The sequence below is a fragment of the Streptomyces sp. A2-16 genome (assembly GCF_018128905.1).
Classification (GTDB): domain Bacteria; phylum Actinomycetota; class Actinomycetes; order Streptomycetales; family Streptomycetaceae; genus Streptomyces.
Genome location: NZ_CP063808.1, coordinates 4,261,207 through 4,275,271 on the forward strand (window position 1 = coordinate 4,261,207; position 14,065 = coordinate 4,275,271).

Here is a 14,065-nt window from a genome sequence, read left to right on the forward strand (position 1 = left end):
CGGAAGATGCCGCGTCAGTTCACGCTCTTCACCGGTCAGTGGGCCGATCTGCCGTTGGAGGAGGTGTGCCGTCTGGCCCGTGACTTCGGCTACGACGGACTCGAACTCGCCTGCTGGGGGGATCACTTCGAGGTCGACAAGGCCCTGGCGGACCCGTCGTACCTGGATTCCCGGCATGCGCTGCTCGACAAGTACGGCCTCAAGTGCTGGGCGATCTCCAACCATCTGGTGGGGCAGGCCGTGTGCGATGCCATCATCGACGAACGCCACCAAGCCATTCTGCCCGGCCAGGTGTGGGGCGACGGCGATCCCGAGGGGGTCCGGCGGCGGGCCGCGGAGCGGATGAAGGACACCGCGCGTGCGGCGGCGGCCTTCGGTGTGCAGACGGTCATCGGTTTCACCGGCTCGGCGATCTGGCATCTGGTGGCGATGTTCCCGCCCGCCCCGCAGGCGATGATCGACCGTGGTTACGAGGATTTCGCCGAGCGCTGGAACCCGATCCTGGACGTCTTCGACGAGCAGGGGGTGCGGTTCGCGCACGAGGTGCATCCCAGTGAGATCGCCTATGACTACTGGACCACGCAGCGGGCGCTGGAGGCGGTGGGGCATCGGCCGGCGTTCGGGCTGAACTTCGATCCGTCGCACTTCGTGTGGCAGGACCTGGATCCGGTGGGTTTCCTGTACGACTTCCGTGAGCGGATCTATCACGTGGACTGCAAGGAGGCCCGCAGGCGTCTGGACGGCCGCAACGGCCGCCTGGGCTCCCACCTGGCCTGGGGGGACCCGCGCCGGGGCTGGGACTTCGTCTCGGCCGGGCACGGCGACGTGCCCTGGGAGGACGTCTTCCGCATGCTGGGCTCCATCGGCTACCGGGGCCCGGTCTCGGTCGAGTGGGAGGACGCCGGCATGGACCGGCTCCAGGGCGCGCCCGAAGCACTGAAGCGGCTCAAGGCGTACGACTTCGAGCCCCCGTCGGCCTCCTTCGACGCTGCGTTCGGCGGCGGCGACTAGGCACTTCGCAGCAGGAGGCGCAAACCGGAACCGTCCGCTCGGCGGGCGGTGCGCCGACACACCGTGACGTGGGAGCCGCCGGGCCGATCCGGGCTGCCCGAACGCGGCTTTGTCCTGGCTCTGGAAGAAGTTCGCCGTTTCCCTGCGCGAGGGGTTCCGGCCAAGGACGAACGGGGCTACGGTCCCTTCGTGCACAAGAACCCCACAGTGGTTCGAAACTGACGACCCGTTAAGGCCGTACCGCGCCCGTCTCGGTCGACCGGCCAACCGAGGACCACCCTGCACGGCGCAGGGCCAAGGACCTTCAGGCACCGCGCACTTCTCAGCGGCGGCCCAGCGCCGCCCCCTCGCAGCCGCAACCGCGCGCATCACGGAGCAGACCTCCGGGCCGCGGCCGAAGCCGTCCCAATGCCGACGGTGGGCGGGAGGCCATCGAGCCCCTGCCCGCCGTCGTCCAACCACATCGGAACATCGACATGGCAGGGAGGCAGCCCGTGAACCACGACGGGAACGCATCGGAGCCCCGGACCGGCGGGCGGACCGCACGCACCGGTGTCTGGTTCGTCGGAGCCCGCGGATCGGTCGCCACCACCGCCGTCGCCGGATGCGCGGCGGTCACCGCCCAACTGCGGCCGCCGACCGGCATGGTGACCGAGACCGCCCCCTTCGACGGCACAGGTCTGCCGCCCCTGCCCTCACTCGTCTTCGGCGGCCACGACACCGCGCACAGCCCGCTGCCCAAGCGGGCCGAACACCTCACCGACGCGGGCGTCCTGCCGCACGGGCTCGCCCCCGCCGTACGCGCCGAACTCCAGGCCGCGGACGAGGAGATACGGCTCGGCGGCCCGCTCCCGGACGACACGCGAAGCGACGAGGAACTCATCGCGGACTTCGCGGCCGACCTCATCTCGTTCCGCGTGCGCAACGCCCTGGCACGCGTGGTCGTCGTCAACGTCTCCTCCACTGAGCCGCTGTCCGCGCCCGACGCCGTACGACTGCCGCCCAGCTCTCTCTACGCGGCCGCCGCCGTGCGAGCCGGCTGCCCCTACGTCAACTTCACGCCGTCCACCGGGTTGCGCACCCCGGCCCTCACGGACGCCGCCGCGGCCGGCGCACTGCCCCACGCGGGCCGTGACGGCAAGACCGGCCAGACCCTGCTGCGCGCCGCGCTCGCCCCGATGTTCGTCCAGCGCGCCCTCGAGGTCCGCGCCTGGTCCGGCAGCAATCTGCTGGGCGGCGGTGACGGGGCGGCCCTGGCCGACCCGGGCGCGGCCGCGGCGAAGAACGCCGGCAAGGAACGCGTCCTGGCCGACACGCTCGGATACACACCGCAGGGCGAGGTGCACATCGACGACGTCCCGGTGCTCGGCGACTGGAAGACCGCCTGGGACCACATCGCCTTCGAGGGCTTCCTCGGCTCGCGCATGGTCCTGCAGACCATCTGGCAGGGCTGCGACTCGGCCCTGGCCGCACCGCTCGTCCTGGACCTGGCCCGTCTGGTAGCCCGCGCCCACGAGGCGGGCCTGTCCGGTCCGCTCCCCGAGCTGGGCTTCTACTTCAAGGACCCCGACGGGGGCCCGTCCGGTCTCTCCGAGCAGTTCTCCGCGCTGCTGTCGTTCGCCGACCGACTGCGGGAGGCCCGGTGATCCGCTCCCTCCTGGCGACCTTCGTACCACCCGCGGCGGCGCGCACCCTGAAGCCCGCCCCACCGGGTGAGGACCAGGCCCCCGCGAGCCCCCAGGTGAAGCGGGCCCCCGCCGGCTCCCCGGCCAAGCGCGGCCGACGGGCACGCCTGCGGGACTGGGCCGAACTGCTGCGCGTCTCCGCGCTGTTCTCCGTCCCAGGCGACGCGGTCGCCGGTGCGGCCGCCACCGGTCTGCGGCCCGGCCGGGGCACGGCGTACGCAGTGGGCGCCTCGCTCTGCCTCTACGAGGCGGGCATGGCGCTCAACGACTGGGCCGACCGCGACGAGGACGCCGTCGAGCGCCCCCAAAGGCCCATCCCCTCCGGCCGTATCACTCCTGCGGCGGCGCTGACCGCGGCCGGACTCCTGACCGCGGCCGGACTCGCGCTCGCCGCCCGCGCCGGGCGCCCCGCACTCGCGGTGGCCTCGGCACTGACCGCCACGGTCTGGGCGTACGACCTCCGGCTGAAGCACACCCCCGCGGCCCCGGCGGCGATGGCCACGGCCCGCGCCCTGGACCTCGTGCTCGGAGCCACGGCCACCATGTCGGGGCCCTCCCGGAAGACAGCCGGCGTGGCGCCCTTCGGGCGGACCGCGGCCGGCACGGCCCCCTCCGGGCACAAGGCGTTCGCTACCGCACCACCCGCCGACCGGGCGCTGCCGAGGCGCCCGGCGGCCGGGGGACCGGAGGCGAAGTCCCTGACGTCCCGTCAGGGCCAGGGTGCGGGGCAGTCCGGCGCGCCCGGAACCGCTCTCCGCGTCGGGGCGCCCGCCCTCGCGCTGGCCGCGCACACCTACGCGGTCACCGCCGTCTCCAGACACGAGGCCTACGGCGGTTCCACGCTCACGCCCCTCGCCGCCCTCGGAGCGACGACCACGCTCGGTCTGCTGCTGGCACGCACGCACCCGACAGCGGGGCCCCTTGCGGCACTGACGGCCGCCGCCTACGTCCGTACCGCCGCCCTTCCCTGTCTGCACGCCGCCCTCAACCCGTCCGCGCCGCTCACGCAGCGAGCCGTCGGCGGCGGGATCCGCGCCATGATCCCGCTCCAGGCCGCGCTCGCCGCCCGATCCGGTGCACGCCTGACCCCTGTGGCCGTGGTGGGGCTCGTACCCATGGCCCGCGCGCTCGCCCGCAGGGTGAGCCCCACATGAGCCGCCGCCCGCGACTACGCCACGGCATCCACGGCATCCACGGCTCCCGGAGCGTGACCGGCCTTCCTGTTCGCGGCCCCCGCGGCCGCCTCCCACGAGCGACGACGGCCGTCCGCTCGTCCTGTTCTCCACCCCCCGCGCAGTATCCGGCCGTGGAGCGGCCACCGAAGTGAAGTCCGTTCCTTCCCCTGCGGCACGCCGGCCTCGCCGGAGGCGAATGCCGTAAGGCACCCGCAGCACCGCGACGACGAAAGAGAGATCCACTGTGACCGCGTTCAACGACGAAGCCGTCACCGGCGACGCCCTGCGCCGCACACTCGGCGTCAGCCGCCGCCGCTTCCTCAGCACCTGCACGGCCGTCACCGGGGCGGCGATCGCGGCCCCGGTCTTCGGCGCCGCGCCCGCACTGGCCCAGGACAGATCACCAGCCGGCGGCCATGACCACGGCCGTTCCGCCCTGGTCCCGCCGCACAAGCGCGGCATCATCCTCTACACCGTCCGCGACGCCGTCGGCCGCGACCCGCTCGCCTCCGACCTTCCCTCCGGCTTCCGCGAGGTGTTCAAGCAGCTGTCGCGCTACGGCTATCGCCAGGTGGAGTTCGCCGGCTACGGCCAGCACGCCAACGCGCCCGGTGGCGCCGATCTGGGCACCGTCCAGGGCGCGAGGCTTCTGCGCTCCTGGCTCGACGACTACGGACTGCGGGCGCAGGGCAGCCACGGCTACATCCCGCCGTCCTGGCCGCTGACGGCGGCCGACCGGGACACCTTCAAGCGCTGGCTGGAGATCGCGAACATCCTCGGCATGGAGCACATGGGCACCGGCGCCGATCCCACCAACACCCCCTACCGCGCCGACTGGGACGTCGCCGCGCAGAAGTGGAACACCCTCGGCGCCATCGCATGCCGCGAGGGCATCAAGCTCTACACCCACAACCACGACAGCGCCTACGACTTCCTGCTCGACGGCGGCCCGCTCGACGCACAGGGCCGACCGACCCGCAGCTCCGGCATCCGGAAGCTGGAGTACTTCCTGAAGGTGACCGACCGCAAGAGCGTCTATCTGGAGCTGGACGTCTTCTGGGCGCACGTGGCCCAGTACAAGTTCCACACGTACACCGCCCACGACGGCTCCCAGCGCGAGCGCGTCTTCGACCCGGCGGCACTCGTGGAACGCAACAGCACCCGTTTCCCGCTCTTCCACGCCAAGGACGGTGTCCTCAACCCCCAGAGCGGCCTGGGCTACGACATGGTGCCGTTCGGCACGGGTGACATCGACTACCGGCGGTTCTTCACCCGGGTGGGGGCGAAGAACTACCGCAACCCGATGGTCGAGCAGGACAACGCCCCCAGCACGACCGTGCCCGGCCAGTCCCTGGACTTCGCCCGCATCGGCTACCAGAACCTCGCCGCCCTGCGCGCCCGCCACTGACGGGGCGTCACCCCGACTTTCCCCCAGGGCGCTCCGATGCCCAACGCACGGAGCGCGCCTGGTTCTTGATCCGCCTCCACCCTGCAGCGACCGGCGGCCGCGGACCCTCTTCGCGGCCGCCGACCAGACCGAAGGAGTTCTGAGTGCGCAACAGACGGATCGTCACCCTCCTCGGGGCCGCCGCCCTGGCCGGAGCCGTCGGGCTCCTGCCCCTCCCCGCAGCCCAGGCCGCCCCACCGGCGGATCCCGCACCGCCGGCCTCGTCGAACTTCCAGAAGGTCACGCTCAACGACCGCCCGGGCGAGCCCATGGCGCTCGCCGTCCTTCCCGACCGGCGGGTGCTGCACACGGCGCGCACGGGAGAGGTCCGCATCCACGACCCCAAGAGCGGCGTGAATTTCCTCGCCGCCGACATGAAGAAGAGCCCCGCGGGGCTCTACCAGCACGACGAGGAAGGCGTGCAGGGCATCGCCGTCGACCCCGGCTTCGCCAAGAACCACTGGGTCTACCTCTACTACTCGCCCCGCCTCGACACCCCCATGGACGACCCGGCCACTCCGGGGGTCAACGAAGGGGACGCACCGCAGTTCGGCACCGACGCGGACTTCGCCAAGTACAAGGGCGTCACCCGCCTGTCGCGGTTCAAACTCGTGGGCAACAAGCTCGACTTCGGCACCGAGCAGAAGGTCATCGACGTACCGGCCGACCGCGGCATCTGCTGCCACGTCGGCGGCAAGATCGACTTCGACCGCAAGGGCACCCTGTTCCTGTCGACCGGCGACGACTCCAACCCGTTCTCCTCCGACGGCTACGCCCCGCTCGACGACCGCCCCGACCGCAACCCGGCCTACGACGCGCGACGCACCGCGGGCAACACCAACGACCTGCGCGGCAAGGTCCTGCGCATCCAGGTCAAGCCCGGCGGCGGATACCAGATACCGCGCGGCAACCTCTTCGCGCCGGGCACCGCCAAGACCCGCCCCGAGATCTACGCCATGGGTCTGCGCAACCCGTTCCGCTTCGGGGTCGACGACAAGACCGGCGAGGTCTACGTCGGCGACTACTCGCCCGACGCCCAGAGCGCCAACCCGGGCCGCGGCCCCGCCGGCCAGGGCCGCTGGATGGTCATCGACCGACCTGCCAACTACGGCTGGCCCTTCTGCGTGACCCAGGACATGCCGTACCAGGACTACGACTTCGCGACCCAGAAGTCGAACGGCGCCTTCGACTGCGCCAAGCCCGTCAACGACTCGCGTCACAACACCGGCCGCAGCGTGCTGCCCCCGGTCGAGGACGCGGAGATCGTGTACGGCTACGGGGCGTCGGCGGAGTTCCCGGAGCTCGGCACGGGCGGCATCGGACCCATGGGCGGCCCGGTGTACCAGTACGACAAGCGCAACAAGGCGCAGAACCGCTGGCCCCAGTACTTCGACGGCAAGCCGCTCTTCTACGAGTGGACCCGTGACCAGATGAAGGCCATCACCCTCGGCAAGAAGAACGAGGTCCTCAAGATCGAGGACGCGATCCCCACGATCACGACGGACGGCCCGATCGACGCCGAGTTCGGCCCGGACGGCGCGTTGTACGTCCTCGAGTACGGCACCGGGTACTTCGCGGAGCTGCCCGAGGCCCAGCTCTCCCGCATCGACTTCACCCGCGGCAACCGCACGCCGGAGCCCAAGGTCGCCGCGGACGTGGTCAACGGCACCAGCCCGCTCACCGTCCAGTTCTCCAGCGCCGGCACGAAGGACGCCGACGGCGACGCCCTGCGCTACGCCTGGGACTTCGACGCCGACGGCACGGTCGACTCCAGGGAGGCCAACCCGAAGCACACGTTCACCAAGAACGGGGTCTACGACGCCACGCTGAAGGTCACCGACAGCACCGGGCGTTCGGCCTCCGCGTCCGTCCCCGTCGTCGTCGGCAACAAGGCGCCGGTCGTCTCGCTCACCACCGACCCGGCTCCGCACGGCGGCACCCCGTTCCACTGGGGTGACACGGTCACCTGGCAGGTCACCGTCACCGACGACCAGCCGGTGGACTGCGCGAAGGTCAGCGTCTCGTTCATCCTCGGCCATGACTCGCACGGTCACCCGCTGTCGACGAGCAACGGCTGCTCCGGGTCGTTCAAGACGTTCGTGGACGGCGGTCACTCCGGTTCGGACAACCTCAAGGCGGTCTTCAACGCCTCCTACACCGACACGCCCCCGGCCGGCCTGCCGTCCCTCTCGGGCAGCGCCGAGGTGGCCCTGACACCGGCCGACTGACCGGCAAACACGACACCGTGACGGGGCGCCGCTTTGTCGGGGCGCCCCGTCACGGTGCCGTACGAAGACATCGGTGGCGCCGGGCTGAGGTTGCCGTACCGGTCCCGGCCACCACGCACATCACTCACCCGAAGTGGGCGTCGGTGTCTCGGTGGAGGTGTGTGCCAGGGACTGGGCGCACCAGATGGTCTTGCCGTGAGGAGTGTGCCGGGTGCCCCACCCCTGGGTGAGCTGGGCGACCAGCAACAGGCCCCGGCCGCCCTCGTCGAAGGCGCGCGCCCGGCGCAGGTGCGGTGCGGTGCTGCTGGAGTCCGACACCTCGCAGATCAGGGCGGTGTCGCGGATCAGCCGGAGCTTGATCGGGGGCTCGCCGTATCTGATGGCGTTGGTCACCAGTTCGCTGACGACCAGTTCGGTGATGAACGTCGTCTCCTCCAGCCCCCAGGCCGCCACCTTGTCACTGGCGAACTGCCGGGCACGCGACACCTCCGCGAAGTCCGGGTCGACGTCCCAGTCGGCGACGTGCTGGGGATCCAGCGCACGGGTGCGCGCGAGCAGCAGCGCGGCGTCGTCCGTGCGGTGCTCGGGGAGCAGGGCCTCCATCACCGTGTCGCACAGGGTGTCCAGTGACGGAGCCGTGTGGTCCAGGACGCCCAGCAGTTCGGCGATGCCCTGGTCGACGTCGCGCTCGCGGTTCTCCACCAGCCCGTCGGTGTAGAGCGCCAGCAGGCTGCCCTCGGGCAGTTCGAGCTCGGCCGCCTCGAACGGCAGACCACCGATCCCGAGCGGCGGCCCCGGCTGTGCGGACACCGGCGTCCTGGTGCCGTCCGGGGCGATGACCAGCGGGAGCGGATGACCGGCGCTCGCCAGCGTCAGACGGCGCGAGACCGGGTCGTAGACGCTGTACAGGCAGGTCGCCCCGGTCTCGGCGGTCGTCTGGAAATGACTGGTGGGCTGGAGGTCGCTGGCGAAGTGGAGGACCAGGTCGTCGAGATGGGTCAGCAGCTCGTCCGGCGGCAGGTCGACGTCGGCGAGAGTGCGCACCGCCGTGCGCAGCCGGCCCATGCTGGCCGAGGCGTGCAGGCCGTGGCCGACGACATCGCCGACGATCAGCGCGACCCGGGCGCCGGACAGGGGGATGACGTCGAACCAGTCGCCCCCCACCTCCGCGTCGGTCCCGGCGGGCAGGTAGCGCGAGGCCACCTCGACCGCTTCCTGGCTGGGCAACCGCTGGGGAAGCAGACTGCGTTGCAGGGTCAGCGCGGTGGCGCTCTGGTGGGCGTACCGGCGGGCGTTGTCGATGGCGACGGCCGCCTTGGCGGTGAGTTGCTCGGCGAGGATCAGGTCGTCGGCGGTGAAGGACTCGGGCCGGTCGAGCCGGGAGAAGGTGACGACGCCGAGCAGCGCGCCGCGGGCCCGCAGCGGCACGGTGATGCGGCCGGTCAGCCCCTCCGCCGTGATGGCCTTGTCGACCACCGGATTGCCCGGCGGCCAGTGGGCCGGGTCGGCGGCGAGCCCCGGACCGAAGGCCCATTCACCGCCCACGCCGGGATCGACGGCGAGTTCGACGGTGGACCTTCCGGTGGCCATGCAGACGGCGGCCACGGAACCGGCAGCATGTGTGACCGGCACCGCGGGCCCGGCGGGCCGATCGGTGCCCTTCGTGGCGCTGTGCCGGGCGGCACGGCTGAGCGTGAGGGGTTCGCCGCGGCTGATCGTGGGTGGAGAGGGCGGTTCCTCCCCGCGCAGCACCTCGTCGAAGAGGTCCACGGTGACGAGGTCGGTGAACCCGGGCACGGAGGTCGTGGCCAGCTCCCGCGCGGTGCCGATGACGTCGAGCGTGCGCCCGATGCCGCTGCTGGCCTCGTTGAGGATGAGCAGGCGTTGCCGGGCCCAGTACTCGGCGCTCATGTCGAAGCCCCAGTTGGCGACCGCGCGCACCTTGCCCTCGGCATCCCGGACGGGCCAGATGCTGGTGGCCCAGGCGTTGGCGTAGTTGCTGCCGAGCGGGCGGAAGACGGTGATCAGCCGCGCGGGTTCGCCCGTCCTCGCCACCTCGGCGAGCTGGTCGGTGTAGGGCTTGTCGTCCCGTTCGGGAAACAGGGAGCGGTCGAACTCGGGCAGCACCTCGCGGTACTTCTTGCCGAGCACCTGCGCCTCGGAGTGCGCGATCACCCGGCCCGAGGACGCGTTGATCCACAGGAACCGCAGCTCGGGGTCGTACACCCCCAACGCGAAGGGGCACTGCTCGAAGGCCCGGTCGGCGATGACCGGCCGGCGGTCCCACCGCTGGACGGTCACCACCTGGCCCTGCACGCGCCCGTGGGGGCCGCCCAACGGCTGCGCCGTGAGCACGGCGTCCACCGTGTGACCGTCCCGGTGACGCAGGGCGATGGGCCCGGAGAGGTCGGCGTCGTGGCTCGCGGGGAATCCTGGCGGCGCGGGCTCGGCCAACAGATCGGTCAGCGGTCTTCCGACGGTGTCCTCCGCCGTCCAGCCGAGCAGCTGACACCCTCCCTCGCTCCAGCCGCCGACCCGGCCGTCCGGGTCGACCACGACGACGGCGGTCGGGGCGTCCTGATCGTCGGCCATGGCCACGCGCCACACCTCCGTCCGGACAGCGGTGTCCGCCGGGCTGGTCTCCAGCGGCCTCTTCCAGCCTAGAGCTGCTGCCGCCGCGAGGCGTCCCGACCGGTGCGTTCGGGACCCCGGGGCCCCTGGTCCTCACGCCGCCGGGCATACCCGCCGGTACGGGGCGTCGGGAACGTAGGTCTGCCACTGGGCCCGGCTCAGGCCGGGCCCGCCCAGGCCGGCGCACACCCGCGCGAGGGCATGGGCCGGGTCGAGGTCGTAGCGCTGGAGCGGAACGTGGGCGCTGCCCGCGTACAGCGTGGTGCCGTCGGGGCTGAACGCCAGGGTGTGGACCGCGTCCCCGGGGGTGGTGAGCAGCCCGCCGATCGGCTGCCCGGTCGGCACGTCCCACAATTGCAGTCCGCCGCTGTCCCCGCCGACTGCCAGGGTGTGTCCGTCGGGGCTGAACGCGAGGGCCGAGACCGCTTCGAGCCGGGGTCCGCCGGCGGGCCGGAAGGTGCTGGGCAGGGCGGGGGTCCGGTGGCGGAGGGCGCCGTCCCACAAGGTGACGCGGCCGGTCATGTCGCCGGCCGCCAGCCGGGAGCCGTCGGGGGAGAACGCAAGTGCGCCCAGCGGGCTGCCCTCGAGGAGGTCCAGCGTGCTCGACCGCCAGGACGGCGGCCGGGCCACGACGCCGTCGCCTGCGAGCAGCCGCCCGTCGCCGCGCAGCGTCGGATCGTGCGCGGCCGGCCCGGCGGGCACCTTGGTACGTCGTCGGCTGCGGGTGTCCCACACCTCACCGAACATCCGGTCGTCGTCGCCCAGGCGCGTGAGGTGGAGGCTGCGGCCCCGGGGGCCGAGCGCGGCCTCGGCCACCGAGGCGCCGGGCAGGGCGAGAGTGGTGACGGCGCGTTCGTGCGGTACGTCCCAGATGGTGAAGGACTGGCTGCCGAGCGTGTGTCCGGCCGCGGTGACGCCGTAGCCCAGGCGGGTGCCGTCCGTGCTGAAGGCGAGGAGTACGTCGATGTCGCGCGGTGGAACCGACGGCATGGTGGCCGGGAGCGGTGGCAGGGAGTGCAGGACACGTCCGTCGGCGGTGCCGCACAGGCGGATGAGGAACCGGTCATCGGCGAGCTCGGCGGTGGCGAAGGTACGGCCGTCGGGGCTGAGGACGACGTCCGCCTGCGCGGCCGGACGCCAGTCGGCGGTGACGGCGGCGCCGAGGTCGAGGCTGTGGACCGTTCCCCCCTCGAGATACCGCAGGAAGTGGCCCTCGACGGCCAGGGCCGGGGACAAGCCGAGCTCCTGGTTGTTCAGGGGTGCCCGGAACACGGGCTTGTCGGGCGCGCTCAGCCGCCACACCTGCACCTCCTGGGGCGTGGCCAGGGCCAGGAAGGCGTCGCCCGCGCTGAACGACACCTCGTGTGCCCCGGAGGCGTTCAGGTCTGCGATCCGGCGGCCGGAGCGCAGGTCCCAGACCCGGACTCCTCCGCCGGTGACGGCGGCCAGCCGCCCCGCGCCGACGGTGAGCTCCGTATCGCCGACGTGGCACAGCCGATCCTGCTGCCAGCCGCCCGTCAGCACGCGGTTCGCCGTGGTGTCCCACAGGCGCGGCGAGCGTCCCGCGGGGCAGGCCGCCACGTAGCGCCCGTCCGCGCTGACGGCGCCGGCCGTCGACTTCGGCGCCGGCGCCTCGAACAGTGCCCGGCCGTCCGTCATCGAGCCCAGCCGCAGGTGTGTGCCGTCGGTGACGAGATAGGCGCGGCCGTCGCCTGTGAGGTGCACGTCGCCGAGTCCGGGAAGGGCGGCGGAGCCGGCGGTCCACCGGCCGAGGGTGGTGTCCCACAGCCGTGTTCCGTCCGCGCGGCTGATCGCGAGCACGCGGGCGTGCGGGCCGACGGCGGTCACCATGCCCTTCGGAAGTCCGCCCGCGCCGGTACGCCGGTGAGTGGTGACGTCCCAGCGTCTCCAGGTGCCTTCCGTGACGCTGAGCAGGGTGCTCCCGTCGTCGGTGAGGTGCCGCTGGGGCGTGTCGCCCGGTGTCGGGTCCGTGAAGGTGTCGGACTCCGGCTGGGCGAGGGAGCCGAGCAGGGCCCGGCGGGTCTCGGGCAGTTGGGCGATCCGCCAGGAGGCGGCGCCGAGCAGCCGCGCGGTGCGGGGGGCGGTGCTGCGCAGCCCGTTGGCGACCTCCGCCACCCGGCGGGCCGCTTCCTGGGTGCGCCGGCGCAGGACGTCGTCGTGCTCCCGCCACACGGCGAAGGCGGTCAGCAACGCCACCGCCAGGACGGCGGACAGCGACCGGGTGAGCAAGCGGTGGCGGCGGTCGATCCGGGCGGTGGCAAGGCGCTCCGTCTCACGCGCCTCCAGCGAGGCGGTGAGGAAGGCGCGCTCCGGTGCCGCCAGGGCCGGATGGTCGGCGGGCTGCGGGAAGTGCTCCGCCGCGCGGGCCAGCTGGGCGCCCCGGTACAGGGTGCCGGGACACTGTCCGTGCTCTCGCCACAGGCGGGCCGCTTCCGTGAGGGTCCGGTGGTGGCGCAGGCGTTCGCGGTCCTCCTCGATCCAGTCGCGCAGCCGGGGCCAGCAGGTGATGAGGGCCTCGTGGGCGAGGTGCACGCCGTCCTCGTCCGCGGTCAGCAGACGCGCTCGGGTCAGCCGTTCCAGTACCACCTGCGCTTCCGGGCACTGCGACAGTTCCTCGTGGGGGAGCGGGCGCCGGGTGTCGGGTGTGTCCCGACCCGGTACGACCATCCGCAGCAGCAGGTGCCGGGCTGACCGCGCCTGCTCGGGCGACAGGGCACCGTACACCTTCTCGGCGGTCGCGGCGATCGCACCGTGCAGCCCGCCTGCCGCCTCGTATCCCTCGAAGGTCAGCATCCGGCCCCGGCGACGGCGCCAGATCTCCAGCAGGACGTGCGAGAGCATCGGCAGGCCGCCCGGCTCGGTCTGGACCTCCTCGACCAGCCGGGCGGTCAGGGCGCGTTCCACGAGATGGCCGGCGGCCTGCGCCGGTCGGACGACCGCCTCGCGCAGTTCCTCGGCGGTCATCGGGCACAGCAGCAGTCCGGACTCGTTGAGGGCCTGTGCCAGCGCGGGGTGTTCGGCGCAGCGGGCGTAGAAGTCGGCGCGTACCGCGACGAGCACGCGCACTCTGCTGCCCGGTTCGCGTGCGGCGAGGAGCATCTCGATGAAGCGGGAGCGCTCCCGCGGGTCGTCGCAGAGTGTGAAGACCTCTTCGAACTGGTCCACGATGACCCAGCTCTCGGGCTCGTCCGGGGCGGGGTTGAACAGGTGGCCGTATGTTGTCGCCGGGCTCGCGCCAGGGGTGAGGATCCGCAGCGCGGCCGGTGCCGGCCGTCCGGCGAGCTCCTCGCGCAGTCGCGGCACCAGACCGGCACGCAACAGGGAGGACTTGCCGCTCCCTGAGGGTCCGAAGAGCATGGCGAACCGGTGCCCGCACACCAGCTTTCCCAGTTCGGCCAGCATCCTGTCGCGGCCGAAGAAGAGGTGCCGGTCGTCCGGCTCGAACCGCGCGAGACCGCGGTAGGGGGCCGGTGCCGACTCGGAGGGTGCGGCCTGTGCGGCCCGGGCCCGGTCGGCCTCCTGTTCGGTCTCCTTCCAGCGCAGCCGCCAGGGGGCCGGATCGCCTCCGCAGGCGCGGACGTACGCCTCGACGACGGCGAGTGCGGGCAGCCGTTCACCGGAGGCGGCCTGCGACAGCGTTGTCGCTCCGCAGCCGGCTCCCTTGGCCATCGTCCGGTACGAGGGGCTGCCTGCGGCGATCCGCAGCTGTCGCAGGTCGTGGGCGAATCGCGCCACCGGTCCGGCGGACGGGTCCACGGGTCTCTCGGGCCGCCCCATGGGCTCATACCTCCGTGCAACAGGCGAATGCGACATCGGGTGACATCAGCAGCCATGACCATACGAGGTCGGTCATGACGACGGAGTTAA

7 protein-coding genes are annotated in these 14,065 nt (G+C 72.5%); 5 read left to right on the forward strand and 2 right to left on the reverse strand.

Annotated elements, in window-relative coordinates; genetic code table 11:
- The first annotated feature begins 6 nt into the window (after positions 1–6).
- The 5 genes from IOD14_RS19215 to IOD14_RS19235 all read left to right on the forward strand — a co-directional run bounded on the left by IOD14_RS19215 (position 7) and on the right by IOD14_RS19235 (position 7,546).
- Positions 7–1,011, forward strand: coding sequence for a sugar phosphate isomerase/epimerase family protein (locus IOD14_RS19215; protein WP_123994333.1), 1,005 nt, complete (start codon positions 7–9; stop codon positions 1,009–1,011).
- A 494-nt stretch (positions 1,012–1,505) separates the two neighbouring features.
- Positions 1,506–2,657, forward strand: coding sequence for an inositol-3-phosphate synthase (locus IOD14_RS19220; RefSeq protein ID WP_212670882.1), 1,152 nt, complete (start codon positions 1,506–1,508; stop codon positions 2,655–2,657).
- Positions 2,658–2,752: 95 nt separating this feature from the next.
- Positions 2,753–3,850 (forward strand): SCO3242 family prenyltransferase, encoded by a 1,098-nt coding sequence (locus IOD14_RS19225; RefSeq protein ID WP_249126280.1) that lies wholly within the window; start codon positions 2,753–2,755, stop codon positions 3,848–3,850.
- A 265-nt stretch (positions 3,851–4,115) separates the two neighbouring features.
- Positions 4,116–5,279, forward strand: a complete 1,164-nt coding sequence (locus tag IOD14_RS19230) for a sugar phosphate isomerase/epimerase family protein (protein WP_212670884.1) — start codon at positions 4,116–4,118, stop codon at positions 5,277–5,279.
- Between the two features lie 143 nt (positions 5,280–5,422).
- Positions 5,423–7,546: a PQQ-dependent sugar dehydrogenase gene (locus IOD14_RS19235; RefSeq protein WP_123993247.1), complete on the forward strand. Its 2,124-nt coding sequence runs from the start codon at positions 5,423–5,425 to the stop codon at positions 7,544–7,546.
- Between the two features lie 120 nt (positions 7,547–7,666).
- On the opposite strand, the gene IOD14_RS19240 is transcribed toward IOD14_RS19235, so the two are convergent.
- Positions 7,667–10,138 (reverse strand): SpoIIE family protein phosphatase, encoded by a 2,472-nt coding sequence (locus IOD14_RS19240; RefSeq protein WP_212670885.1) that lies wholly within the window; start codon positions 10,136–10,138, stop codon positions 7,667–7,669.
- A 132-nt stretch (positions 10,139–10,270) separates the two neighbouring features.
- Positions 10,271–13,975, reverse strand: a complete 3,705-nt coding sequence (locus tag IOD14_RS19245) for a PQQ-binding-like beta-propeller repeat protein (RefSeq protein ID WP_212670886.1) — start codon at positions 13,973–13,975, stop codon at positions 10,271–10,273.
- Positions 13,976–14,065 lie beyond the last annotated feature (90 nt).